We start from the raw sequence: 23,780 nt of genomic DNA on the forward strand, positions 1-23,780 counted from the left end.
GGCGTGAGCCGTCCGCTCGGCTGGGTCGAGCCCGAGTACGCGCACCCGGTGCGCCGCATCGCCGGACGCGACGTCGACTTCCGGCGCACGATCGCGGTGATGGCGGTCGTGAACCGCACGCCCGACTCGTTCTACGACCGCGGGGCCACGTTCGGACTCGATGCGGCGGTCGCCGCTGGGCGCCGCGCCGTCGAGCAGGGCGCCGCCTGGATCGACATCGGCGGCGCGAAGTTCGGCCCCGGGCCCGCGATCCCCGTCGAGGAGGAGATCGACCGCGTGGTCCCCGTCGTCGAGGCGCTCGCCGATGCGGGCGCGGCGCTCTCGGTCGACACATTCCATGCCGAGGTCGCGGCCGCCGCGATCGCCGCGGGAGCGCACGTGATCAACGACACCACGGGCGTGCACGACCCGGCGCTCGCCGACGTCGTCGCGGCATCCGATGCGACGCTCGTCATCACGCACAGCCGGGCCGAGCCGCGGCAGTGGTTCCCGAGGCCGCAGTACGACGACGTGGTCGCCGACGTCGCGGCGTTCCTCGAGGAGCGCACCGAGCTCGCGGTGGCGCACGGGGTCCCCGAGGAGCGCATCGTGCTCGATCCGGGCCACGACCTCAACAAGAACACCCGGCACAGCCTCGAGCTCACGCGCCGCTTCGGCGAGCTCACGCGGCTCGGGTTCCCGCTGGTGGCGGCCGTCTCGAACAAGGACTTCGTCGGCGAGGCGCTCGCCCGCCCGCGCGAGGAGCGGCTGGCGGGCTCGCTCGCGGCGGCGGTGTTCTGCGCGACTCAGGGCGCGCGCATCCTGCGCATGCACAACGTGCCGGAGTCGGTCGACGCGGCACGCATGGTCGAGGCGATCATGGGATGGCGCGAGCCCGCGCACCTGCAGCACAACGTGGTCGACGGACCGAACGAGGAGTCATGAGCGCACCGACGCGGGAGCAGCTGTTCGAGGCCTACGCGATCGACGACCGTGCAACGCCCGCCGTGCGCATGAACTTCGTGATGAGCCTCGACGGGGCCGTCACGCTCGAGGGGCGCAGCGGCGGCCTGGGCGACGAGCACGACCGGCTCGCGATGCAGGTGCTGCGCGCGCTCGCCGACGTGGTGCTGATCGGCGCCGGCACGGTGCGGGTCGAGGGCTACGGCGGGCTGCGGGTCGGCGAGGCGGATGCCGCGTGGCGGCGCGCGCACGGACTCGCCGCGCAGCCCCGGGTCGCCGTGGTGTCGTCGCGGCTCGACCTCTCGCCCGAGCATCCGTTCTTCGCGGACGCGGTGGAGCGCCCGATCGTCGTGACCCACGCCGCGGCGTCCGCGAGTCGGCGCGAGGCGCTGGCCGAGGTCGCCGACGTGCTCGTGTGCGGCGCGGCATCCGTCGACGTGCGCGAGATGGTCGACGCGCTCGCCGAGGCCGGGCTGCCGCAGGTGCTGTGCGAGGGCGGACCGCACCTGTTCGGCTCGCTCATCGAGGCCGACCGCGTCGACGAGCTGTGCCTGAGTCTCAGTCCGCTGCTCGTCGCCGGTACGGCGGGGCGGATCGTGCGCGGCGCGCCCGAGGTCGAGCGGTCGATGCGGCTCGTGCACGCGATCCCCGCGGGGGACCTGCTGCTGCTGCGGTATTCGCGCCGGCGCTGAGCTCAGCGCACCGGCCGGTACACGAGGTGGGACACGAGCGACGTGCCGCGCGCCGACACCTGCTCGAACCGCTGCCGCGGGACGCCGTCGAAGAGGCGCTCGCCCGCGCCGAGGATGACCGGGCTCACGTGCACGCGCAGCTCGTCGATGAGACCTGCGGCGAGGAACTGGTTCACGGTCGACGCGCCGCCCGCGACCGCGACGTTGCGCTCGCCCGCGGCCGCTCGTGCACGGTCGAGCGCCGCGTGGATGCCGTCGGTGACGAAGTGGAACGTCGTGCCGCCCTCCATGGGGACCGGCTCGCGCTCCCGGTGCGCCAGCACGAACACGGGCCCGTGGTAGGGCGGGTCGTCGCCCCACCACCCCTTCCAGTCGAGGTCCCACGCACCGCGGTCGGGTCCGAACATGTTGCGACCCATGATGAACGCGCCGGCGTCGACGATGGCGTCGACCTCGGCCCGGTTCTCGTCGGCCGCGTCGAACATCCAGGCGTGCAGCCAGCTCTCGTCGATGTTCCCGAGCGGCTGTTCGAGCGACTGGTCGACACCGGCGGAGTAGCCGTCCATGGAGACGGAGATGTCGCACGTGACGATGGACATGGGGTTCCTCCTCGAACCGGTCGGCGTTCCACGACTGGTGCGAGCCTACGGGGAACCGCCGACGCCGGTGATCAGGCCGCGATGGCGTGCGCGTCGAGGATGGTGTAGCTGTACCCCTGCTCGGCGAGGAACCGCTGCCGGTTCTGCGCGAAGTCCTGGTCGACGGTGTCGCGGGCGACGAGCGTGTAGAAGTTGGCGGACAGGCCCGACTCCTTGGGCCGCAGCAGCCGGCCGAGGCGCTGCGCCTCCTCCTGGCGCGAGCCGAACGAGCCCGACACCTGGATCGCGACCGTCGCCTCGGGGAGGTCGACCGAGAAGTTCGCGACCTTCGAGACGACGAGCACCGGTGTGCGTCCGTCGCGGAACTCCTGGAACAGGCGCTCGCGCTCGTCGACCGGGGTCGCGCCGGTGAGCTGCGGCGCGTCGAGCGCCTCGGCCAGCTCGTCGATCTGGTCGAGGTACTGGCCGATCACGAGGATGCGCTCGCCCTCGTGGCGGGCGACGAGCTGTCGCACCACGTCGAGCTTCGCCGGCGCGGTCGCGGCGAGACGGTAGCGCTCGTCGTCGGCGGATGCCGCGTACGCGAGCCGCTCGGACTGCGGCAGGTCGATGCGCACCTCGTAGCAGGCGGCGGGCGAGATGAAGCCCTGCGCCTCGATCTCCTTCCACGGGGCGTCGAACCGCTTGGGGCCGATGAGCGAGAACACGTCGCCCTCGCGGCCGTCCTCGCGCACGAGCGTCGCGGTCAGGCCGAGCCGGCGGCGGGCCTGCAGCTCGGCGGTCAGCTTGAACACGGGCGCGGGCAGCAGGTGCACCTCGTCGTAGACCACGAGGCCCCAGTCGAGCGCGTCGAGGAGCGCCAGGTGGGCGTACTCGCCCTTCCGCTTCGCGGTGAGGATCTGGTACGTCGCGATCGTGACGGGCTTCACCTCCTTGACCTGCCCCGAGTACTCGCCGATCTCCTCGGCCGTGAGGCTCGTGCGCTTGAGGAGCTCGTCGCGCCACTGCCGGGCGGACACGGTGTTGGTGACCAGGATGAGCGTCGTGGTCTTCGCGGTCGCCATCGCGCCCGCGCCGACGAGCGTCTTGCCCGCGCCGCAGGGCAGCACGACGACGCCCGACCCGCCGTCGAAGAAGTTGTCGACGGCCTTCTGCTGGTAGTCGCGCAGGTGCCAGTCGTCCTGCTCGAGGTCGATCTCGTGCGGGGTGCCCGGCGTGTAGCCGGCGAGGTCCTCCGCGGGCCAGCCGAGCTTCACGAGCTCCTGCTTGAGCTGTCCGCGCGCCCACGCGTCCACGAGGAAGCTCGAGTCGTCGATGCGCTCGGTCAGGAGCGGCGCGATGCGCTTCGCGTTCGCCACCTCGGTGAGCACCGCGATGTCGTCGCTGTGCAGGCGCAGCGCGCCGTCTTCGGTGCGGTCGACGACGAGCCGGCCGTAGCGCGCGACGGTCTCGCGCATGTCGACGGACACCGTCTGCGGCACCGGGAACTTCGCGTACCGCTCGAGCGTGCCGAGCATGTCGTCGGCGTCGTGCCCCGCCGCCCGCGCGTTCCACAGGCCGAGCCGCGTGATGCGGTAGGTGTGAACGTGCTCGGGTGCGCGCTCGAGCTCGGCGAAGACCGCGAGGTCGTGCCGGGCGTCCTCGGCGAGGGGATGCGCGACCTCGAGGAGCACGGTCCGGTCGCTCTGCACGATGAGGGGGCCGTCTGACATAACCGTCGAGTCTACGCCTGCTTCGTGAAGTGGCGGCCTCCGCGCCTCAGTGCACGGATGCCGCGGTCAGACGTTCGTGGGTGCCGGCGACACCGCCGCGATCGCCGAGAGCGGCAGCGTGCGCTCGATGTCGGCCTTCCGGTCGCGGGCCCGCAGCCGGCCGTTCGCGACGCTCGCGGGTGCCAGCAGGTAGTCGGCGGTCTGGCCGCCCGGCATGCGCACGGTGACGGTGAGCGTCTCCTTGGCGCGGGCCGCCGCCTCGAGCTGGCGCGCGAGCCACGCCTGCTCGGTCGCGCCCTCGTCGCCCGTGGCGAGCACGCGGTCGAGCATCGCGGCGATCGGGTCGGTCTTCGGCGGCGGAGCCGGCGCGGGCGCGAGCCGGTGGCGCTTCAGCCGGATGATGTCGCCGTTCGCGTCCTCGGCGGCCACGGGGTACTTCGCGTCGGAGAGCGCCCAGAACACGACGTCGGGCGTGAACCGCGAGAGCAGGCGGTGCGGGCCCGTCTGCCGGAGCCCGAGCGAGGTGAGCGACTGGTCGACCGCGAGCGTGCGCACGAGCTGCTCGTCGTCGGAGCGGATGGACGCGCGCGCCGGGGCATCCGCCTCATCGGCCGCGGCGACCCGCACCGAGCCGAACCGCGTCGATGCCTCGGCCACGAGGTACTCGAGCGGCTGCGGGATGCCCGTCAGCGACAGCCCGCCGAGGAACTCGAGGATCGACTCGGCCGACTCGCCTGCGGCCAGGCCGCGGTTCACGGATGCCGCGTTGATGCGATAGGTCGAGGCGAGGTCGCGCCCCTCGACGTCGGCGAACCCGCGCAGCCGGCCGTCGAGCGCGGGCTCGAGCGGACCGGGGGAGACGACCGTGAGGTCGTGCTGCAGGTACACCTTGTCGACCTGCGCCGGGAAGTGTGCGGCGAGCGTCCGCGCGGCGCGGTCGATGTCGCCGGCGAGCACGAGGCGGCCCGGCTCGATGGGCTCGCCCGCAACCGCGAGCCCCAGCGCCTCGGCCTCGGCGACGAGCCGGTCGAGCCCGTCCTCGATCCAGCGGCCGCCCGCCGGGTAGAACCAGTGCACGTCGTCGCGCAGGTCGGTGGCCGTGAGGTTCTCGCTGCGCCGGGCGACGAGCTCGCGCAGCGGCGCGGGCACGCGGTCGCGCCAGCACTCGGCGAGGCGCCGCCACCGCCGGGCCGCGCTCTGCTGGGTCCACTCCGCGCCGAGGTCGGACTCGAGCCAGAAGGCGCCGTCGCGCACGACGAGGCCGGCCTCGTCGGCGCGGTGGAACAGGCGGGGGAGCGATTCGAGCGCGACGCCGCTCACCTCGGCGAGTCGCTTCGAGTCGGGCAGCGCGAGGCCGCCCTTCGCGAGCTCGCGGGCGGGCTGGTTGCCGAGCTCCGCGAGCAGCTCCGCGGTCGCCGCGACCGTCGCGTACGCGGTCTCGGCCGCGCGTCGCTCAAGCAGGCTGCGGTCGACGTCGTCGACCCCGACGAGCACGGGCGGAGCGGGGGCGGCGAGCTCGTCGGCCGGTGGGATGTCGCGCGGGGTGTGCACGCCGATGCGGCCCGTGATCGCGGTGGGCACGTGCACGTGGTCGTCGGAGTCCACCACGATCAGGAGCGCGGCGAGCTCGTCGACGAGGGCGGGCGCGGCATCCGCCAGCTCGTCGGTGGCCCCGAGCTCCTGCAACCTGCCGTGGACGGCCTCGAGCGTGGTGTCGCCGTGCTCGTCGGCCACGTCGGATGCCGCGGCGAGCACGGCGAGGTGGCGGCGGTCGAGCCGGCTCAGCGCGTGGTCGACGGAGTCGGGCGCGAGCAGCACCTCGGCGAGGTCGAAGAGGTCGCGCACGCCGGAGGCGTCGAATTCGCGCGACTGCAGTGCCGACGCGAGTCCGGGTCGCGGCAGCCCCCTGAGTCGTGCGGCGAGCTCGAGCATCGGCCGCCGGTCAGCTCGATCCGGCCCGGCCGGCGCGGGCTCGACGGACGCCGTTGACGATGAGGAGCGCGATGAGGAGGAGGAACGCGATGGGCAGCCCGAACAACGGGAGCGTGAGCACGATGGGCCAGATGCCCTGGCTGAAGCCGTCGTTCGCGCCGGCTCCGACGGCCGTGCCGATCATGACCGCGATGAACGCGAGGATCGAGAGCCCCACGATGGCGACGAACATGTACGCGAGGATGCGCTCGGCGCGGTGCTGGGTCACGGGACCGGAATCGCTCACTTTCCCAGAATAGGGCAGGCGGCCGTCCTCGGGGACGAGGACTCCTAGACTGGATGGAGCACGGCGACGCTGGTCCAGCGCGCCTTCCGACGCGAGCGAGGTTCACACGATGCCCACCGGCAAGGTCAAGTTCTACGACGAGGAGAAGGGGTTCGGCTTCATCAGCTCCGATGACGGCCAGGAGGTCTTCCTCCACGCGTCCGCCCTCCCCGCCGGCGCGACCGTGCGCAGCGGCACCCGCCTCGAGTTCGGCGTCGCCGAGGGCAAGCGCGGTGCGCAGGCCCTCTCGGTGCGCGTGCTCGACGCGCCGGTGAGCCTGACCAAGATCAACCGCAAACCCGCCGACGACATGGCGATCATCGTCGAGGACGTCGTGAAGGTGCTCGACGGCATCGGCGCCGACCTGCGCCGCGGCCGCTACCCCGACAAGTCCAAGGCGCGCACGGTCGCAGCCGTGCTGCGCAAGGTGGCAGACGATCTGGATGCCTGAGCCCACCGAGCAGACCGAGGCGCCGGCCGAGGCGGTCGAGGCATCCGAGTCGACGGAAGCCGCGGACGCGGCCGAGTCGACGGACGCCGCGGACGCGGCCGAGTCGACGGATGCCGCGGACGCGACCGAGTCGACGGATGCCGCGGACGCGACCGAGTCGGATGCCGCGGCGCCGGCCGAGGCGCCGGCCCCGGTGTTCGAGCCCGACGCCGTGCTCCTCGACGCGGTCGACCTCGCTCGGCGCGCGCTCCTCGAGGTGACGGCGCCCGAGACGGTCGGATCGGTCGTCGGCCACCTCGTCGAGGACGAGCACGTGCTCACGCTGCTCTTCGCCGCCGACCTCGCCGGCTACCCCGGCTGGCGCTGGAGCGTCACGATCGCCCGGGTGGACGATGCCGAGCCGACCGTGCTCGAGACCGAGCTCATGCCGGGCGACGCCGCGCTGCTCGCGCCCGAGTGGATCCCGTGGTCGGAACGCCTCGCCGACTACCGCGCGGCTCAGGAGGCGGCCGCCGCGGCCGCAGCGGAGGCAGCGGGCGAGGACGACCGGGAGCCCGCGGGCGAGTCCGACGAGGACGAGGACGGGGTCGACGGGGTCGAGGCCGACGACGAGTCGGATGACGAGGACGAGCTCGACGACGAGGACGAGCTCGACGACGAGGACGACCTCGACGACGATGACGATGACGACGAGGACGAGCTCGACGACGATGACGATGACGACGAGGACGAGGACGAGGACGACTCCGACCTCGACGACGACGTCGAGCTCGACGCCGCGTTCGGACACGACGACGGGCACGACGAGTTCGACGGGATCGACATCGACGCGCTCGACGACTCGGCCGACGCCGACGAGTCCGAGGACGACGCCGACGAGTCCGAGGACGACGCCGAGGATCAGCCGGCCGACCCGGCCTCCTGACGCGCGGCGCGTCGGCGGATCAGCTGCACCACGACGAGCCCGATCACGCCGAGGCCGAGCCCGGTGACGGCCGCCCACAGCAGCCATCCGAGCCCGGCGGCCTCGAGCTGGGCACGGAAGACGAGCGACGCGACGAGCGCGACGAGCCACGCGACGGTGCCCACCAGCACCGCCTTGCGGGCGTCGGCCCGTGCCGGCGCCGGATCGGGGCGACGCTCCGACTCGCTCAGCCAGAGGCGCACGGGACTCAGTCCATCCGCTCGAGCACGTAGTCGATCGACGCGGTGAGCGCACGCACGTCGTCGGGCTCGATCGCCGTGAAGGTCGCGACGCGCAGCTGGTTGCGGCCGAGCTTGCGGTACGGCTCGGTGTCGACGACGCCGTTCTCACGGAGGATCGACGCGATGCGCGCGGCATCCGTCGACTCGTCGAAGTCGATGGTGACGACGACCTGCGAGCGGTCCGCGGCATCCGTGACGAAGGGCGTCGCGACCGGCGTGCGCCCGGCCCAGTCGTAGAGCACCGACGACGACTCGCGCGTGCGCGCGTCGGCCCAGGCGAGGCCGCCCGACCCGTTCATCCAGTCGAGCTGGCTCTCGAGCAGGAGCAGGGTCGCGAGGGCCGGCGTGTTCAGCGTCTGGTTCAGCCGCGAGTTGTCGATCGCGTTCTTCAGGGAGAGGAACTCGGGGATGTAGCGGTCGCTCGCGGCGAGGCGCTCGACGCGCTCGATCGCGGCGGGGGAGAACAGGGCGAACCAGAGGCCGCCGTCGGAGGCGAAGTTCTTCTGAGGCGCGAAGTAGTAGACGTCGAACTCGGCGGGGTCGACCGCGACGCCGCCCGCGGCGCTCGTCGCGTCGACGACCGTGAGCGCGCCCGCGTCGCCGCCGACCCGGCGCACCGGCGCCATGACGCCCGTAGAGGTCTCGTTGTGCGGCCACGCGTAGACGTCGACGCCGTCGACCGGCTCGGGATCCGACCGCGTGCCGGCGTCGGCGGTGCGCACGTCGGGCGCCTCGAGCCACGGCGCGCCCGCGGCCGCGGCGAACTTCGCGCCGAACTCGCCGAACGAGCAGAGCTGCGCCCTGCGGTCGATGAGCCCGGATGCCGCGGCGTCCCAGAAGGCGGTGGACCCGCCGTTGCCGAGCACGACCTCGTAGCCCTCTGGCAGCGAGAACAGGTCGGCGATTCCGGTGCGGACGCGGCCGACGAGGTCCTTCACGGGAGCCTGGCGGTGGGACGTGCCGAGGAGGCGGGGGCCCTCGGCGGCGAGGTGCGCGAGCTGCTCGGGGCGGACCTTCGAGGGCCCGCAGCCGAATCGTCCGTCGGCGGGCAGGAGGTCGCTGGGAATGACGAGGCTCGGCATGCGACGAGTCTAGCGAGGGGGTGGTGGCCGCTAGGCTTGATGACGGGCTGCGACAGGGAGGGCTTCCGGTGACCGATCTCATCGACACGACGGAGATGTACCTCCGCACGATCCTCGATCTCGAGGAGGAGAACATCGTGCCGCTGCGCGCTCGAATCTCCGAGCGCCTCGGCCACTCCGGCCCCACCGTGTCGCAGACGGTCGCACGCATGGAGCGCGACGGCCTCGTGGTCGTCTCGGGCGACCGCCACCTCGAGCTCACGCCCGCCGGCCGCAGCAAGGCCGTGCACGTCATGCGCAAGCACCGCCTCGCCGAGCGGCTCCTCGCCGACGTCATCGGCCTCGACTGGGAATACGTCCACGACGAGGCATGCCGCTGGGAGCACGTGATGAGCGAGCAGGTCGAGCGCCGGCTCATCGAGCTGCTCGGCCAGCCGCGCGAGTCGCCCTACGGCAACCCCATCCCGGGACTCGACGAGCTCGGCGTCCCGGCCGCCGATCCGTTCATGTCGGGCGTCGTCCGCGTGCTCGACGCCGTGTCGGCGAGCGACGAGCCCGTGCGGGGCGTCGTCCGCCGCCTCGGGGAGCCCGTGCAGTTCGACCCCGAGCTGCTCTCGCAGCTCAAGCAGGCGGGCGTCGTGCCCGGCGCGAGGGCGGTCTTCAGCGCCGCCGGCCCCTACGTGCTGGTCGAGGTCGACGGCGTCGACGGTGGGCTCGAACTGCCGTCCGAAGTCGCCGGCCACATCTTCGTCGCCGAATAAATCCCTGATCACGGCCACTCCGTGATCGGAATGTGACATTCGGGCCTGCCTCGCGTATTGTCGTTCGAGTCCGCCGGCACGAAGCCGGTCGGCGGAACAGGATCGAGATCGCCCCCAGGCACCCACCGCTCGATTCAGAACCCGTGACGCGCCGCGTGCGCACGAGGTGGGACGACTGCAACCCGGGTCGTGGGGCGGCGGAGGACACGTTTTGGCTCGAATCTCCCGGCGAGGCGCCACCCGTACCGGCGCTCGCAGGGCCCTCGTGACGGCGCATGCCGCACACAAGGCCCCGGCCCCCCGATCCACCGACCTCGCCGCGAAGGTCTCCGCGGCACCGCTCCCCTCGACCGCCCGTCGCCTTCGCCGCGGCGGGGTCGCGAACATCGTGGTCATGACCGTGGCCGCCGGCATCGTCGGCACGCTCGCGATCCCGGCCTACGCGTTCGCGCCCGGCTCCCAGGGGCCGCAGTTCGGCACCACCGCCGAGACGTCGCTCACGAAGGCGCAGGCCCAGTCCGTCGAGGTGACCGATGACGTCGTCGCCGCGCAGGCCTCCAAGGACACCTTCTCCGTCACCACCGGCGAGGAGATCCGCGCCGCAGCAGAAGCCGAGGCCGCCCGACTGGCCGCCGAGGCGGAGATGGCCTCCTACGCCGCCGCCTACTCCGGCCTCTCCGCCGACGAGCTCGCCGCGAACCCGGTCTACGGCTCCGCCGACCCGTCGAGCGTCTTCTCCGTCGCCCAGCAGTACCTCGGAGTGCCGTACGTCTACGGCGGCGCCACGCCGGCCGGCTTCGACTGCTCGGGCCTCGTCAAGTACGTCTACGCGCAGTTCGGCATCAACCTGCCCCACTCGTCCTCCGCGCAGGGTGCGGCCGGCACGCAGATCCCCGTTTCGCAGGCCGTTCCCGGCGACCTCGTGGTGATGTCCGGGCACATCGGGTTCTACGCGGGCAACGGCCAGATCCTGCATGCGCCCTACGAGGGAACCGTCGTGCGCATCCAGCCGATCTGGACGAGCGACTACTGGATCGTGCGCATCTGAGATGTGAACATCTCGTGACACGAAGCGGGAATGGCGCGCCGGAGGGTTCCGGTGCGCCATTCGTGCTTTAGCCTTGAACCCTGACGATCCGAGAACCGGGCAGGGGAAGCCGATGGTCGCGACGCGCAGCATCCATTCCACGGATGCGCGCGCGCAGTTCCACCAACGGCACAGCAGTCAGCCGAGCACGATCCGGGCGAAAACGCCGACGGGCACTGTCGTAACGACGGTGCCCGTTCTTCGTCTCCGGGCCGTTCCGCGACGCCTGATCGCCGCCCCTCCGGTGCGCCACGACGCGCGCTCGTCGTCGATCCGTTCACGCGGCTGGAAGCCATCCAGCACCGATCGAAAGGCACCCCATGCGCACACTCGTGCTCAACGCGGGCTATGAGCCCCTCGCCGTCGTCTCGTTCAAGCGCGCCCTGCTCCTGGTCATGAACCAGAAGGCCACCGTGCTCCTCCACGAGGAGGGCAATCCGGTGTACGCGACGAGCGGTTCGTGGGAACGCCCCAGCGTCATCCTGCTCACGCGCTACGTGCGAACACCCCGGGTGCACGCCGTACCGGTGAGCCGGCGCGGGGTGCTGCGGCGCGACGAGCACCGGTGCGCGTACTGCGGTCGGTCGGCGGCGACGATCGACCACGTGCTGCCGCGTTCGCGCGGCGGCCGCGACACGTGGGAGAACCTCGTCGCCTGCTGCCTGCGCTGCAACAACACGAAGGGCGACCACACGCCGGCCGAGATGGGCTGGCAGCTGCGCTTCACCCCGGGGATGCCGCAGGGTCGCAGCTGGGTCGTGCGCGGGTTCGAGCGGCCGCTCCCGCAGTGGGACGAGTACCTCGCAATCGCGGCCTGAACGGTAAGTGACTTCGCTGCGCTCGTGCCCTATGGTGGAACGAGTCCGGAGACCCGACCTCCGGAACGCCCGATGAAGCCACCCCGTTCCGGGCTGCACTGCGGCCTCCGACGGGATCCGGAGGTCCCCCTGTTGCACGGTGACGAGAACGACGCCCCCGAGCCCACCCGCTCCGAGCGCCGAGCGGCCGACCGCGGCCGCGCTCGTCGCACCGCGCCGAGGCAGGGCCGACGTGCTCGAGCGGCTCGAGCGGATGCCGCGGCCGCCGCACCCGCGACCCGTGTCGTCGTGGCATCCGCGAGTCGGGCTCGCGAGGTCGTCGCCGCACCCCGTCCGGCCCGCCGCAACGGGCCCGCGCACGTGTTCGCGACCGTGCTCGTGATTCCCGCGATCGTGGGCACCGTGGCGCTGCCCGCCTACGCGATGATCCCCGGCGGCGGGTTCGAGGCATCCGGTGCGTTCAGCCTCACTCGCGCAGAAGCGCAGAACGTCGACGTGTCGGTGCTCGCGAGTGGCAAGCCCGTCTCGAGCGACGCCTACGCGATCACCACCAAGGCCGAGATCGACGCCGCCGCCGCCGAGGCCGAGCGCGCGACGTACGGCGCGCAGCTCAACCGATCGGGCGCGTACTACACGCCCGCCCAGCAGGCCGAGGGCGACGACTACCCCTGGTGGAACGAGACCCCCGACGACTACGGCGGGGGTCTCTCGCCGCTCCGGTACTACTACCGGGAGTGCGTCGACTTCGTGGCGTGGCGCCTCAACCGCGACGCCGGCGTCACGAGCGCGCCGTGGAAGTGGGACTGGGGCAACCTCGCGTCGGGCAGCGCCTACGCCTGGGCCGATGAGTGGGTCCGGCGCGGCTGGGCCACGAGCACCGACCCGATCGTGGGCTCGGTCGCCTGGTTCCCGTACAACCACGTGGCCTACGTGCAGTCGGTGAACGGCGACGGCACGGTCACGATCGAGGAGTACAACCAGAACAGCGACCACTCCTACCATGTGCGCACGATCCCCAACGGGTCGGCGGCGATCTACCTCTACCCGCCGGTCTGACGCCAGTCCTTGTCGACGCCGTGGCGAAAACGGCGCGCAACGTTGGACGACTCGGACAGTGACCTCGGGTGCGTCGCTCCCGTAACGTGGGACCTCATTCCACGGAGGAGCAGGTGACGGCGATGACGCAGCCCTTGGACGAGGCACGACTCGAGGAGATCGGGTTCGTCGACGAGCTCGCGCCCACGACCTCTGCGATCGTCGTCCTGGGCTACAACTGACGCCCACCGTCCCCGCCTGACGCGCCGCTGCGGCGCCGGCCTCACGGAACGCGCGCGAGGCACGCGGGCGCCGGCGTGCCGATGGTCCCGACGACCTCCACGGGCAGGCCGTCCTCCAGGCGCACCACCGCGATCGAGTCCGACTGCTGGTCGGCCACGAGCGCGTGCCCCTCGTCGTGCGTGACATGCAGGTCGCGCGGGTGGCGTCCGCCGGTCGGCACGGATGCCGCGTGCTCGAGCGTGCGCGCCACGGGGTCGAAGCACAGGGCGACGAGGGCGTCCGCATCCCGATCGCCGACGAGCACCGTGCCCGCCCGCGTGAGCCGGATCGCGGAGAGGCCGAGGCCGCGCGCCGGGACGCGCTCATCGACGGGGAACGCCGCGAGCTCGCGGCCCGCCACGAGGTCGATGACGCTCGCGGTGCGGTCGAGCTCGTTCGCGACGATCGCCACGTCGCCGGCGATCACGAGGTGGCGCGGCCCCGCACCCGCGTGGATCGCGATGTCGTCGGCCTCGAGGTGCGGCAGCTCGGCGGGCAGTCCGCCGAGCGCGAGCACCCGGAGCCGGTCGGAGCCCAGGTCGGGCACGAGGAGCCGGCCGCGCGCGCCGTCCACGACGGCCTGGTGCGGATGCGCCGACGCCTGCCGCTCCGCGTTCGGCCCCGAGCCCGCGAAGGCGATCGAGAACACGGCCGACGCTGCGACATCGGGTGCCGACGGGTGCGCCGTGAGCCGCCCTCCCGAGTAGTTCGCAGCGAACGCCCACGCGCCCGACTCGTCGAACGCGACGTGGCACGGGTCCGCGGCATCCGTCGACCCCGGCAGGCCGAAGGGGAGCACGGCGTCGCCCTCGAGCGTCCACGTCGACACGGCGCCGTCGGCGACCTCGTGCACGATCGCGAGCACGCCCGTCGCGGCCGACACGGCCAGGAACATGGGGTTCGTCCCGACGTCCACCGGCTCGCCGAGCCTCGCCGAGCCGTCGGCGGCGACGTCGAGCGGGCGGATGCCGCGCGCCGCCGAGCCGAGTGCGCCGATCGTCGACGCGCCCACCCAGAACCTCGTGGTCTCCGATGCCGGCATGGTCGCTCCTCCCGCGGCCGTGCCGCATCCGCGGGCGCGCACGCACCGCTGAACACGCTACCCCGAGCCGGTAGACTCGTGCGGTCAGCCTCTGTAGCTCAATGGAAGAGCAGCTCCGTCCTAAGGAGAGGGTTGGGGGTTCGAGTCCCTCCAGGGGCACCGATCGGATGCCGCGGCCTCAGCCCTGGCCGATGCCGAGCCATGCGTCGGGTCCGCCGCGCCGCTCGGAACCCGTGACGTCGGGGGACCCGCCGCCGCGCATCGCCTCGAGCTGCCGCTCGACCTCCGCCTGCGCGGCGATGACCGAGAGCTGTCGCTCGATGTCGGCGTCGGGCGCTGCCGTGAGGTCCTTGAGGGCCCCGCTCGCGAGCAGCTCGTCGGTGGCCTGCGCGCGCGCCTGCATCTGGGCGACACGGTCGCGCGCTCGGTCGAGGCTCGTGCCGACGTCGTGGATGCTGGCGCCGAGGCCGGCGACCGCCTCGTTCGCCCGCACCTGCGCCTCGGACGCGGTGTAGGTCGCCTTGATCGTCTCCTTCTCGATGCGGAAGGCGGCGATCTGCTCGGAGAGGCGGCGCTCGCGGTCCTGCAGCTGCGCCGTCTGCTGCTGCAGCGCCGAGTACTGGTCCTGCAGCTTGGCGACCTGCCCCTCGAGCAGGGAGCGACGCTCGAGGGCAGCGCGCGCCAGGTCCTCGCGCCCCTGGACGACGGCCTCGCGCGCCTGGACGCCGAGGCGTGCGTAGCGCTCGCCCATCTCCTGCCCCTGCAGCTCGATGCGCTTCTTCGCGGTCGCGACCTCGGCGACGGCCTGGCGCACCTGCTGCAGGAGCTTCACCTGCTGCTCGTAGTTGTCGTCGAGGGTCTCGCGAGGATCCTCCATCCGGTCCATGGCCTTGGAGGTCTTGCTTCGGAAGATGGTTCGCATCCGTGCGGTGTTGCTCATGATGGGGTCTCCTTCTCTCTGGCGGTGGAGGCGATGGGTCGATGGAGGTCGGGCCGGTTGAGCGCGTGCAGCTCCTCGATCCCGGCGTGCAGCGCCGCGACCTCGCGGTCCATGTCGGCGCGCAGGGTGGTCAGGGCGTCGTCGCTCGGACCGGTGAGTCCGGATGCCACGGCGGCACGCAGGTGGCGCACGAGCACGGCGACCTGGTCGACCCGTTGCCGTGCGGCCGGCACCTCCTCGGCGAGCACCCTCGTGTCGGTCTCGCTCTCGAGCAGCCGCAGCTGCGCGTCGAGGGCGATGCCCTCTTGGCTGATGCGCGTGAAGAGCCGGGGGAGGTCGCCGCGCGGGGCGGCGCCCTGCGCCGCGAGGTCGACCGCCGCCTGCCCGCTGGCGAGGAGCTCGCCCAGTCGCACCCGCAGGGCGAGGATCGTGCGCTGCGGTCCGCGGCTGAACTGCGCGCGGGTCTTGAGGGTGGCCCCGCTGACCCTCCGGTTTCGGGCGATGCGCCGGAACACCGCGCGGATGACGAGGATGATCGCGACGAACGAGAGGACGCCGATCAGGATGACGATCGCGAGCGCGGCGAGCACCCACTCGAGGCCGGTCACGCCGGCCACCCCCGCCCGCTCGTCGCCGTGAGCCGTGCGACCGTGTTCAGCTCCATGGGTCCGCCTTCGTGAGCACCTGCGTTTGGGTGATCGCGAGCATGGACGCGATATAACGCGACGCCATGACGCGATATAACGCAAACCTACGCCGAAGGCGGCCGGGGTGCGACCCTTCGGAGCGAATTCCCATGCCACCGGCCCTCGAACGGGTGTCGCGAGGGGCGTACGACCGCGCTCGCGCGATCCGTCGGGCGCGCACCGCCCGGTCAGGCGCGGCGCGCCGTCGTGGAGGCGCCGTCAGGCGTAGAAGCCGTCGCGCAGGTTGATGCCGTGCTCGACCCAGGCCTTCATGGCGGCCAGCATGCCGGTCCACCCCTCGCAGTTGCCGAACGCGTGCTTCGCGCCGTCGGGCGTGGCGCGCCACGCCGCCTCGGTGATCGTCACCAGGGTGCGTGCGCCGTCGTCGATCGGCTCGAACTCGAAGGTCGTCGTCGTCGTGCCCCGCTCGCCGGCCGTCGACTCGCCGTCCCACTCGATGACGATGCGTCGTGGCGGGTCGGACTCGACCACCGTGACGGGGAACGCGCCCGGGAAGTCGTGGAAGTCCCAGGTGACGTCGGCTCCCGCCTCGAGCCGGCCGCGGGCGCCGCCGGTCGTGAAGTACCGCGACAGCTGCTCGGGATCGGCGACGGCCTCGTAGACCTCGGCGACGGGCCTGGCGATGCGACCGGAGACGGTGAAGCCGAGCGTGTCGAGTCGCTGCTGCTCATTCATGTTGTATTTTTACAACATGTCACCCGATGCCGGCAAGGGTCCCGACGACCTCGTGTTCAAGGCGCTCGCGTCGCACACGCGCCGGCGGATCCTCGACGAGCTCAAGGCCGCGCCCCTCACGACCGGCGAGCTCTGCGAACGGTTCCCCGAGCTCGACCGCACGACCGTGCTGCAGCACCTGCGCGTCCTCGAGCGCGCCGAGCTCGTCGTCGGGCGTCGCCAGGGCCGGGAGCGCCACCTCGCGCTCGCGCCGCTGCCCATCAAGCGCATCCACGATCGCTGGATCAGCGAGTACGCACGGGCCGCCGTCGAGCTGCTCGACCGGCTCGACGAGGGCTCGGCGTCGGCGCCGCGCGGCTGAGCCGCCGGTGGGCCGCGTACGGCGCGGACGCGCTCAGGCCGGGTCCGTCGCCTCGACCGCGTGCGGGATCGGGGGCTCGGGCACGACGAGGAGCCCGCCCGACGAGTTCGCCACGAGTGCGAGCTCCTCGAGCCAGGCGCGGTTGAGCTTCGGTCGCCGGTTGCCGTGGAAGACGAACGCGAGCGGCGTCGCCGGGCTGATCCACACCGTCATCGCGCGTCGGTCGTCGTGCCAGGTGAACGGGAAGCTCTCGAGGCGCCGGAGCTTGTTCACGATGATGACCTGCAGGTGGGCGAGCGTTCGGTCGTCGAACTCCGCCGCGTGGTCGTCGTCGTACACCAGCGAGCCCATGGGCACTCCGTTCCGCGCGCCGGCGAGGGGTGGGGCGCGGGTGGTGCGCTGCGAGCCGGGCCGGATCATCCTCTCCGTCGCGCCGGAATCGCGGGAGGGTCTTGACTTCGGCCCTCGCGATCAGGAACGTTCCGGGCTGTTCGCCGCCTCGGCGGCGATCCTCGCAACCGCGCGCTCCGAGAGCCGGCCGGCGACGGGGCCGATGATGAGCAGCGTCGCCCAGCTCCAGCGCGCGGCATCCGCACCCCACGTATATGCGATCGGGATCGACAGGAGGAACACGGCCGGCGTGGTCAGGGTGTTGAGGAACCGGATGTGGTCGGCGCGTCGTGGGAGGGGATCCGCGAGCATCCCGTCGTGGCGGGCCACGTAGAACACGACCGACTGGGCGAGCACCGCGCAGGAGATGTTCACGGCGTAGAGCGCGATGGCGAGCGGCTCGCTTGAGGTCTCGATGTCCGCGATGCCCTGGGTCGTGAAGGGGATGAGCACGACGAACGCGATGGCCACGAGGTTCGCGACGATCGTCGCCGAGCTGAATCCGCGGAACCCGGCGACGAGCCGGTGGTTGACCCGCCAGAAGACGGCGATCACCACGAAGCTGATCCCGAAGCCGAGCAGCTGCCACTCGAGCCCGCTCGACATCAGCTGCTCGAGGCTCGTCCAATCGGATGCCTCGGGCGGATCGACGTTCACCACGAGCAGGGTGACCGCGAACGCGTACACCGCATCGAAGAACGCGATCGCTCGCGAGAACTCGACGCTGTCGCGACCGTACTCCTCGGTGGATGCCCCCGCGTCCGTGCCCACGACAGGAGTGTGCCGTGCCGCGGCGGCCGCGGGGCATCCGACGCGCCGTTGCGCGCCCGTCAGCTCCAGTCGACGGCGTGCACCCAGCCGGCGATGTAGGCCCGCTCGTTCGAGCCGAGGCGGAGGTCGCCGCGCGGAAGCGGCTCGCCCTCGAGCTCGCAGAGCTCGAAGATGCGGCGCACGACGTACACGCGCAGCGGAGCGTGGAGGTCCTCGAGCACCTCGCGTTGCAGCGGGCGTTCGAGCATCGGCCACCAGATGCCGATGGGCGGGAGGCCGTGCCGGGGTTTCGGCCGGTCGTCGTGGGCCGGCTCGTCGACGATGGCGCTCATTGCGCCGGCTCCTCGGACACGTGGCCGGTGTCGGGGTCGCGCACGACGACGTGCTCGGCGGCGTCGGCGTCCTCCTCTGCCTGCTGGTGCCGCTCGGCGGCGTCGACCGCGTCGTCGAGCTCGTCGGCCGCGCTCGGGTCGGTAGGGTTCGGGTCGCTCATCGTGGACTCCTCGCTCGCACGGCCGACCGCCCCCTTCGGGATCGACCGCTTCCGACGGTACGGCGGGGGCGGTCGCCGTGGGCAGGGGATTGACCCCGTTCGGGGGCGGTGCTACCCGAGCCCCTCGCGTCCGCCCGGTCGTCCTGCGGGTGCGGAACGGCGCCGCCCGCACCATGATGGACGGATGGACCTCCCGGTGATGCCGCCCGTCGCGCCCATGCTCTCGAAGTCCGTGAAGGAGATCCCCGACGTCGGGCACGTCGAGCCCAAGTGGGACGGCTTCCGCACGATCGTGTTCAAGGACGGCGACGAGATCGAGCTCGGCAGCCGCAACGAGCGCCCGATGACGCGATACTTCCCCGAGCTCGTCGAGGCGCTGCGCGAGAACCTGCCCGACCGGTGCGTGGTCGACGGCGAGATCATCCTCGCGATCGACGGTCGACTCGACTTCGACGCGCTCCAGCAGCGCATCCACCCCGCCGACAGCCGCGTGCGGATGCTCGCCGAGCGCACGCCCGCGTCCTTCGTGGGCTTCGACCTGCTCGCGATCGGCGACGAGGACCTCGCGGGCCGGCCCTTCGTCGAGCGGCGCACGCGGCTCGAGGAGGCGCTCGCCGCGGCATCCGACCCGGTGTTCATCACGCCGGCCACCGCCGACCTCGCCGAGGCGCGCGACTGGTTCACGCGGTTCGAGGGCGCCGGGCTCGACGGCGTCGTGGCGAAGCCGCTCGACGGCACCTACCAGCCCGACAAGCGCACGATGTTCAAGGTGAAGCACGAGCGCACGGCCGACTGCGTCGTCGCCGGGTTCCGCTGGCACAAGACGGGCGGCATCGTCGGCTCGCTGCTGCTCGGCCTCTACGGCGACGACGGGCGGCTCCACCACGTCGGCGTCGCCGCGTCGTTCCCCATGGCGAAGCGGAAGTCGCTGGTCGCCGAGCTCGAGCCCTATCTCGTCGACGACCTGTCGCAGCATCCGTGGGGCGAGTGGGCCGACCAGGAGGCGCACGCGGGCACCCGCATGCCGGGAGCCGTCAGCCGATGGAACGCCGGGAAGAACCTCTCGTTCGTGCCCCTGCGGCCCGAGCTCGTCGTCGAGGTCGCCTACGAGAAGATGGAGGGCGACCGGTTCCGTCACACGGCGCAGTTCCGACGCTGGCGCACCGACCGCACCCCCGAGAGCTGCACCTACGAGCAGCTCGAATCACCCGACGACCTCGAGCTCTCGGAGATCCTGCCGCTGCAGGGCTGACGCTCAGATCACCGCACGCAAGCCCGCGGACAGGGCGGTGTGGTGCTCGAAGACGAGGTTGGTCTCGGTGAGCGCGACGGCCGGGTTGGCCGAGAGGTTCTTCAGCACGAACTGCCGAACGTGCTCGCTGTCGCGCACGCGCACGTGGATGAGGAAGTCCTCGGTGCCGCCGAGGAAGAACAGCTGGGCGACCTCGGGCTCGCGGCGCAGCTCGTCGGAGATCTGCTCCATGAGGTGGCGGGCGCCCGGCCGGATGCGCACGCTCACGAGGGCCTGCAGGGTGAAGCCGAGCGCCACCGGGTTGATCTCGGCGGTGTAGCGCACGATGACCCCGCGCTCGCGCAGCGAGCGGACCCGCGCGAGGCAGGTCGAGGGCGAGACGCCCACCTCGCGGGCGAGCTCCACGTTGGGGATGCGGGCGTTCTCGTGCAGGATCGCGACGATCTGCCGGTCGATGTCGTCGAGCTCGACACGACCCGGTGCGCTGATCTGCGGTGCATCGGTCACGGCGTAGCGTCCTTCCGAACAATTGAATGAATCAGAGGCATTCTACCGAACGGAATGCGGTGGGGCTTCCCATCTTGCGAACGACGCGTCACCATGGAGGCAATCCCACCCCACAGCATTCGGAGATCACCATGCACGTCGGCGTGCCCGCAGAGGTCAAGAACAACGAATTCCGCGTCGCGATGACGCCCGCGGGGGTGCACGCCCTCGTCGGGCGCGGCCACCGCGTCGACATCCAGGCCGGTGCCGGGCTCGGCGCCGGGTACACCGACGAGGAGTACCGCGAGGCCGGTGCGACGATCGTCGGCACGGCCGCCGAGGCGTGGTCGGCCGAGCTCGTGCTCAAGGTGAAGGAGCCGATCGAGCAGGAGTACGGCTTCCTCCGCGAGGACCTCACCCTCTTCACCTACCTCCACCTCGCCGCGGACCTCCCGCTCACGCGGGCCATCCTCGACTCGGGCGTCACGGCCATCGCCTACGAGACCGTGCAGCTGCCCGACCGCTCGCTGCCGCTCCTCACCCCGATGAGCGAGGTCGCCGGCCGGCTCGCGCCGCAGGTCGGCGCCGCCTCGCTGCACGCGTCGAAGGGCGGCCGCGGCGTGCTCCTCGCCGGCGTGCCCGGCACCGCGCCCGCGAAGGTCGTCGTCATCGGCGGCGGCGTCGCCGGCGAGCAGGCCGCAGCGACCGCGATGGGCATGGGCGCCGACGTCACCGTGTTCGACATCTCGCTGCCGAAGCTGCGCGAGCTCGACGCCCGCTACGAGCACCGCATCAAGACGCTCGCCTCGTCGTCCTACGAGATCGCGCGCCAGCTGAAGGACGCCGACCTCGTCGTCGGCGCCGTGCTGGTGCCCGGCGCCGCGGCGCCGAAGGTCGTGACCGACGACATGGTCGCCCAGATGAAGCCGGGCGCCGTGCTCGTCGACATCGCCATCGACCAGGGCGGATGCTTCGAGGGCTCGCACGCGACGACCCACGCCGACCCGACCTACCGCGTGCACGACGCCATCTTCTACTGCGTCGCCAACATGCCCGGCGCGGTCCCCGCCACCTCGACGCCCGCGCTCACGAACGCGACGCTGCCGTACGCGATGCGCATCGCCGACCTCGGCTGGCAGGCCGCGCTCGCCGAGGACGCCGCCCTCGCGAAGGGCCTCAACGCGACCCGTGGCCGCCTCACGAACGAGGGCGTCGCGAAGGCGCACGGCCTGGAGCTGCACGCTGCGCTCTGACGCACACCAGCACGATCACGAAGCGCCGGCCCGATCCTCGGGCCGGCGCTTCGCCGTCGTCATGGTGACTCCGGGTGTCAGGAGAGCGAGAGGAACAGCTTCTCGAGCTCGTCGAAGGTGAGCGGTTCGGATGCCTCGGCATCGGCGCGGCGCGAGCCGCCGGTCCGATCGGGGGTCGCGGCATCCGTCGCGCACTCGCGCATCGCGGAGGAGATGACCGCGAAGCCCGCACGGTCGAGCGCACTCGAGACCGCGGCGAGCTGGGTCACGACCGTGCGGCAGTCGCCGCCCGCCTCGACGGCGTCGATCACGGCGTTGAGCTGGCCGCGGGCGCGCTTCAGGCGGTTCAGGATGCGTCGCTGGGCGTCCTGCTGCTGGGTGCCGACGGTGCTCATGCGCGCGTTCCCGCCGTCCCGGTGATGATGGGCAGTCCGGCACGGTGCCACTGCGTGATGCCGCCGTCGATGTTCACGGCGTCGACGCCCTGCGCGGCGAGGAACTGCGTGGCCTGGGCGCTGCGGCCGCCCAGGGCGCACATGAGGTAGACGGTGCGGTCGCGCGGCACCTCGTCGAGGCGCTCGACGAGCGATCCGAGGGGGATGTGCATGGCGCCGTCGACCCGTGCGCGGGCGACCTCGTCGGGCTCGCGCACGTCGATGATGCAGGCGTCGCCGAGGGCGTGCGCCGCGGTCGGGGAGATGGTCTGCATGTCGGTCCTCCGGGTGTCAGGGTCGGTTGGTTCGGGTCAGGCGGCGCGCAGGTCGTCGGTCGCGGCATCCGTGCCGTGCTCGTGCGCACGGGCGCGCATGCCGTCGCGCCAGGTGAGGTAGCCGCCGTCGAGGTTGACGACGTCGTGGCCGAGGGCCGCGAGCAGTCGCGCCCCGGTGTGCGCGCCCTGGCCGACGCGGCAGTGGACCACGATCGGGCGTCCGGCGAACTCGTGTGCGCGGTCGCGCAGCTGCTCGACGGGGATCCACGTCGCGCCGGGGATCGCGCCCTCGGCGAGCTGCCCTGCTGCGCGCACGTCGAGCAGGACCGCGCCATCAGCGAGCGCATCCTCGAGCTCGTGCCACTGGATCGTCGCGTCCTCGCCGTCGGCGAGGTTGCGGGCGATGTAGCCGAGCATGTTCACCGGATCCTTCGCGGATCCGTACTGCGGCGCGTAGGCCAGCTCGAGGTCGGCGAGCGCGGATGCCGCGAGGTCCGCCGCCATCGCGGTGGCGATGACGTCGATGCGGCGCGCGACGCCCTCGGTGCCCACGGCCTGCGCGCCGAGGATGCGGTCGGTGCGCGCGTCGACCAGGAGCTTCAGCGACATCGGTCGCGCGTCGGGGAAGTAGCCCGCGTGCGAGAGCGGGTGCGAGTGGATGACCCGGACCTCGACGCCACGAGCACGCGCGACCTCCTCCGACCAGCCCGTCGACGCGGCGGTGAGGCCGAGGACGTCGATGACGGCGGTGCCGAGCGCGGGAGCGGCGACGGACGGCCGACCCGCGATCGCGTCGGCGACCGCGCGTCCGTGCCGGTTCGCCGGGCCCGCGAGCGCCACGAGCCGCGCGGATCCGTCGGCGCGGTCGCGCTTCTCGGCCGCGTCGCCGACGCCGTAGATCGCGGGATCGCTCGTGCGGTGCGTCGCGTCCACGACGATGCCGCCGGTCGCGCCGATCTCGAGGCCCGCAGCACGGGCGAGTCCCGACTCGGGCACCACGCCCATCGCGGCGATGACGAGGTCGGCGGGCAGAGCGGTGCCGTCGTCGAGCACCACGCGATGCGCCTCCACCGCCGTGACCGCGCTCCCGAACCGGAGGGCGACGCCGCGCTCGAGCACGTGGTCGGCCAGGGGAGCGGCCATCTCGGGATCGAGCCCGCCGATGAGGCGCGACGAGCGCTGCACGATCGTCGTCGCCAGGCCGCGACGGTGCAGGTTGTCGGCCACCTCGACGCCGATGTACCCGCCGCCGATGACGACGGCCCGGGCGCCGGCGCGCATCCGATCGATCGACGCCATGATGACGTCGAGGTCGTCGAGCGTGCGCAGGGCGTGGATCGGGGCATCCGGCGCGACATGGTCGGGGAGGCGCGGGGCGGCGCCCGGCGAGAGCACCAGCTCGTCGTAGCCGAGCTCGTACTCCACCCCGTCGGCGGGCCTGACCGTCACGCGTCGCGCCGCGCGATCGATGGCGACGACCTCGCTGCGCACGCGCGCGTCGATGCGGTATCGGGCGGCGAGGCGCGCGGGGTCCTGCAGTTCGAGGGACGACCGGTCGGCGATGACGCCGGACACGTGGTAGGGGAGTCCGCAGTTGGCGAATGACACCGCGCCGCTCCGCTCGAGCACGATGATCTCGCGGTCCTCGTCGAGGCGGCGCAGGCGCGTGGCTGCGGACATGCCGCCGGCGACCCCGCCCACGATGACGGTGACGGGTGCGGAGGCGACGGGGTGGGGGGTGGAGCGATGGTGCATACCCCGAGGGTATCCTGATACC

General features: G+C 72.3%; 29 protein-coding genes and 1 tRNA gene. 12 read left to right on the forward strand and 18 right to left on the reverse strand.

The genetic code is table 11. From position 1 onward, the window contains the following. The first annotated feature begins 3 nt into the window (after positions 1-3). On the forward strand, positions 4-924 hold the full coding sequence (gene folP, locus ACWEOH_RS13615; RefSeq protein ID WP_452031700.1) for a dihydropteroate synthase: 921 nt from the start codon (positions 4-6) through the stop codon (positions 922-924). Further along, on the forward strand, positions 921-1,634 hold the full coding sequence (locus ACWEOH_RS13620; RefSeq protein WP_452031702.1) for a pyrimidine reductase family protein: 714 nt from the start codon (positions 921-923) through the stop codon (positions 1,632-1,634). The genes folP and ACWEOH_RS13620 overlap by 4 nt, the downstream gene beginning before the upstream one ends. Before the next feature lie 2 nt (positions 1,635-1,636). Here ACWEOH_RS13620 and ACWEOH_RS13625 read toward each other — a convergent pair whose 3' ends face one another. From ACWEOH_RS13625 to ACWEOH_RS13640, 4 genes are all read right to left on the reverse strand, one after another. After that, on the reverse strand, positions 1,637-2,233 hold the full coding sequence (locus ACWEOH_RS13625) for a dihydrofolate reductase family protein (RefSeq protein WP_452031704.1): 597 nt from the start codon (positions 2,231-2,233) through the stop codon (positions 1,637-1,639). A 71-nt stretch (positions 2,234-2,304) separates the two neighbouring features. Continuing rightward, positions 2,305-3,945 carry a DNA repair helicase XPB gene (locus tag ACWEOH_RS13630; RefSeq protein ID WP_452031706.1) on the reverse strand — a complete coding sequence of 547 codons (1,641 nt, stop codon included), beginning with the start codon at positions 3,943-3,945 and terminating at the stop codon, positions 2,305-2,307. A 66-nt stretch (positions 3,946-4,011) separates the two neighbouring features. Continuing rightward, positions 4,012-5,877: a helicase-associated domain-containing protein gene (locus tag ACWEOH_RS13635; RefSeq protein WP_452031708.1), complete on the reverse strand. Its 1,866-nt coding sequence runs from the start codon at positions 5,875-5,877 to the stop codon at positions 4,012-4,014. Between the two features lie 10 nt (positions 5,878-5,887). Further along, positions 5,888-6,163 (reverse strand): multidrug ABC transporter ATPase, encoded by a 276-nt coding sequence (locus tag ACWEOH_RS13640; protein WP_452031710.1) that lies wholly within the window; start codon positions 6,161-6,163, stop codon positions 5,888-5,890. A 109-nt stretch (positions 6,164-6,272) separates the two neighbouring features. On the opposite strand from ACWEOH_RS13640, the gene ACWEOH_RS13645 reads away from it, so the two are divergent. Continuing rightward, positions 6,273-6,653, forward strand: a complete 381-nt coding sequence (locus ACWEOH_RS13645; protein ID WP_148733984.1) for a cold-shock protein — start codon at positions 6,273-6,275, stop codon at positions 6,651-6,653. After that, positions 6,646-7,578, forward strand: a complete 933-nt coding sequence (locus ACWEOH_RS13650; RefSeq protein ID WP_452031712.1) for a DUF3027 domain-containing protein — start codon at positions 6,646-6,648, stop codon at positions 7,576-7,578. The genes ACWEOH_RS13645 and ACWEOH_RS13650 overlap by 8 nt, the downstream gene beginning before the upstream one ends. On the opposite strand, the gene ACWEOH_RS13655 is transcribed toward ACWEOH_RS13650, so the two are convergent. Both ACWEOH_RS13655 and serC read right to left on the reverse strand, forming a co-directional pair. Then, on the reverse strand, positions 7,554-7,820 hold the full coding sequence (locus tag ACWEOH_RS13655) for a DUF2530 domain-containing protein (protein WP_452031714.1): 267 nt from the start codon (positions 7,818-7,820) through the stop codon (positions 7,554-7,556). The genes ACWEOH_RS13650 and ACWEOH_RS13655 overlap by 25 nt on opposite strands. Positions 7,821-7,825: 5 nt before the next feature. Further along, on the reverse strand, positions 7,826-8,941 hold the full coding sequence (serC, locus tag ACWEOH_RS13660; protein ID WP_452031716.1) for a phosphoserine transaminase: 1,116 nt from the start codon (positions 8,939-8,941) through the stop codon (positions 7,826-7,828). Positions 8,942-9,009: 68 nt separating this feature from the next. Here serC and ACWEOH_RS13665 point away from each other — a divergent pair, with 68 nt between their 5' ends. From ACWEOH_RS13665 to ACWEOH_RS13680, 4 genes are all read left to right on the forward strand, one after another. Continuing rightward, positions 9,010-9,702 (forward strand): metal-dependent transcriptional regulator, encoded by a 693-nt coding sequence (locus tag ACWEOH_RS13665; protein WP_452031718.1) that lies wholly within the window; start codon positions 9,010-9,012, stop codon positions 9,700-9,702. Between the two features lie 394 nt (positions 9,703-10,096). After that, positions 10,097-10,750 (forward strand): C40 family peptidase, encoded by a 654-nt coding sequence (locus tag ACWEOH_RS13670; RefSeq protein ID WP_452031720.1) that lies wholly within the window; start codon positions 10,097-10,099, stop codon positions 10,748-10,750. Positions 10,751-11,109: 359 nt separating this feature from the next. Further along, positions 11,110-11,607 (forward strand): HNH endonuclease, encoded by a 498-nt coding sequence (locus ACWEOH_RS13675; protein WP_148733990.1) that lies wholly within the window; start codon positions 11,110-11,112, stop codon positions 11,605-11,607. Positions 11,608-11,739: 132 nt separating this feature from the next. Continuing rightward, positions 11,740-12,663: a CHAP domain-containing protein gene (locus ACWEOH_RS13680; RefSeq protein ID WP_452031722.1), complete on the forward strand. Its 924-nt coding sequence runs from the start codon at positions 11,740-11,742 to the stop codon at positions 12,661-12,663. A 262-nt stretch (positions 12,664-12,925) separates the two neighbouring features. Here the strand turns inward: ACWEOH_RS13680 and ACWEOH_RS13685 are convergent, their stop codons facing one another. Further along, positions 12,926-13,966, reverse strand: coding sequence for a lactonase family protein (locus ACWEOH_RS13685; protein WP_452031724.1), 1,041 nt, complete (start codon positions 13,964-13,966; stop codon positions 12,926-12,928). 87 nt (positions 13,967-14,053) lie between these two features. Between ACWEOH_RS13685 and ACWEOH_RS13690 the strand changes: the two genes are divergently transcribed. After that, positions 14,054-14,125 (forward strand) — tRNA-Arg (locus tag ACWEOH_RS13690). Positions 14,126-14,144: 19 nt separating this feature from the next. Here the strand turns inward: ACWEOH_RS13690 and ACWEOH_RS13695 are convergent. From ACWEOH_RS13695 to ACWEOH_RS13705, 3 genes are all read right to left on the reverse strand, one after another. Further along, positions 14,145-14,906: a PspA/IM30 family protein gene (locus tag ACWEOH_RS13695; protein ID WP_452031726.1), complete on the reverse strand. Its 762-nt coding sequence runs from the start codon at positions 14,904-14,906 to the stop codon at positions 14,145-14,147. Continuing rightward, positions 14,903-15,523 carry a hypothetical protein gene (locus tag ACWEOH_RS13700; protein WP_452031728.1) on the reverse strand — a complete coding sequence of 207 codons (621 nt, stop codon included), beginning with the start codon at positions 15,521-15,523 and terminating at the stop codon, positions 14,903-14,905. The genes ACWEOH_RS13695 and ACWEOH_RS13700 overlap by 4 nt, the downstream gene beginning before the upstream one ends. A 288-nt stretch (positions 15,524-15,811) precedes the next feature. Continuing rightward, complete coding sequence (locus ACWEOH_RS13705; protein ID WP_452031729.1) at positions 15,812-16,288, reverse strand: SRPBCC domain-containing protein; 477 nt, start codon at positions 16,286-16,288, stop codon at positions 15,812-15,814. Positions 16,289-16,304: 16 nt separating this feature from the next. Here ACWEOH_RS13705 and ACWEOH_RS13710 point away from each other — a divergent pair, with 16 nt between their 5' ends. Continuing rightward, positions 16,305-16,649, forward strand: coding sequence for an ArsR/SmtB family transcription factor (locus tag ACWEOH_RS13710; RefSeq protein ID WP_452031731.1), 345 nt, complete (start codon positions 16,305-16,307; stop codon positions 16,647-16,649). A 33-nt stretch (positions 16,650-16,682) separates the two neighbouring features. On the opposite strand, the gene ACWEOH_RS13715 is transcribed toward ACWEOH_RS13710, so the two are convergent. The 4 genes from ACWEOH_RS13715 to ACWEOH_RS13730 all read right to left on the reverse strand — a co-directional run bounded on the left by ACWEOH_RS13715 (position 16,683) and on the right by ACWEOH_RS13730 (position 18,303). Further along, positions 16,683-17,000: a DUF7882 family protein gene (locus tag ACWEOH_RS13715; protein ID WP_452031733.1), complete on the reverse strand. Its 318-nt coding sequence runs from the start codon at positions 16,998-17,000 to the stop codon at positions 16,683-16,685. Positions 17,001-17,120: 120 nt separating this feature from the next. After that, complete coding sequence (locus ACWEOH_RS13720; RefSeq protein WP_452031735.1) at positions 17,121-17,810, reverse strand: TMEM175 family protein; 690 nt, start codon at positions 17,808-17,810, stop codon at positions 17,121-17,123. 59 nt (positions 17,811-17,869) lie between these two features. After that, a complete protein-coding gene (locus tag ACWEOH_RS13725) occupies positions 17,870-18,142 on the reverse strand; it encodes a hypothetical protein (protein WP_452031737.1) in 273 nt (90 codons plus the stop codon). Beyond that, on the reverse strand, positions 18,139-18,303 hold the full coding sequence (locus ACWEOH_RS13730) for a hypothetical protein (protein WP_452031739.1): 165 nt from the start codon (positions 18,301-18,303) through the stop codon (positions 18,139-18,141). The genes ACWEOH_RS13725 and ACWEOH_RS13730 overlap by 4 nt, the downstream gene beginning before the upstream one ends. A 184-nt stretch (positions 18,304-18,487) precedes the next feature. Here ACWEOH_RS13730 and ACWEOH_RS13735 point away from each other — a divergent pair, with 184 nt between their 5' ends. Then, complete coding sequence (locus ACWEOH_RS13735; protein WP_452031741.1) at positions 18,488-19,555, forward strand: ATP-dependent DNA ligase; 1,068 nt, start codon at positions 18,488-18,490, stop codon at positions 19,553-19,555. 3 nt (positions 19,556-19,558) lie between these two features. Here ACWEOH_RS13735 and ACWEOH_RS13740 read toward each other — a convergent pair whose 3' ends face one another. After that, the gene (locus ACWEOH_RS13740; protein WP_238476326.1) at positions 19,559-20,062 is read right to left on the reverse strand and encodes an Lrp/AsnC family transcriptional regulator; all 504 of its coding nucleotides are present in this window, start codon (positions 20,060-20,062) and stop codon (positions 19,559-19,561) included. Positions 20,063-20,193: 131 nt separating this feature from the next. Between ACWEOH_RS13740 and ald the strand changes: the two genes are divergently transcribed. After that, complete coding sequence (gene ald, locus ACWEOH_RS13745) at positions 20,194-21,294, forward strand: alanine dehydrogenase (RefSeq protein ID WP_452031743.1); 1,101 nt, start codon at positions 20,194-20,196, stop codon at positions 21,292-21,294. Between the two features lie 77 nt (positions 21,295-21,371). On the opposite strand, the gene ACWEOH_RS13750 is transcribed toward ald, so the two are convergent. From ACWEOH_RS13750 to ACWEOH_RS13760, 3 genes are read right to left on the reverse strand one after another with little or no spacing between them, the layout of a single operon-like run. Then, the gene (locus ACWEOH_RS13750) at positions 21,372-21,689 is read right to left on the reverse strand and encodes a metal-sensitive transcriptional regulator (protein WP_352175430.1); all 318 of its coding nucleotides are present in this window, start codon (positions 21,687-21,689) and stop codon (positions 21,372-21,374) included. Continuing rightward, positions 21,686-22,003, reverse strand: a complete 318-nt coding sequence (locus ACWEOH_RS13755; RefSeq protein WP_352175431.1) for a rhodanese-like domain-containing protein — start codon at positions 22,001-22,003, stop codon at positions 21,686-21,688. Before ACWEOH_RS13755 ends, ACWEOH_RS13750 begins: the two co-directional genes overlap by 4 nt. A 36-nt stretch (positions 22,004-22,039) precedes the next feature. Next, a complete protein-coding gene (locus ACWEOH_RS13760) occupies positions 22,040-23,758 on the reverse strand; it encodes an FAD-dependent oxidoreductase (protein WP_452031746.1) in 1,719 nt (572 codons plus the stop codon). Positions 23,759-23,780: the final 22 nt, after the last annotated feature.

The sequence above is a fragment of the Agromyces sp. NPDC004153 genome (genome assembly GCF_053603635.1).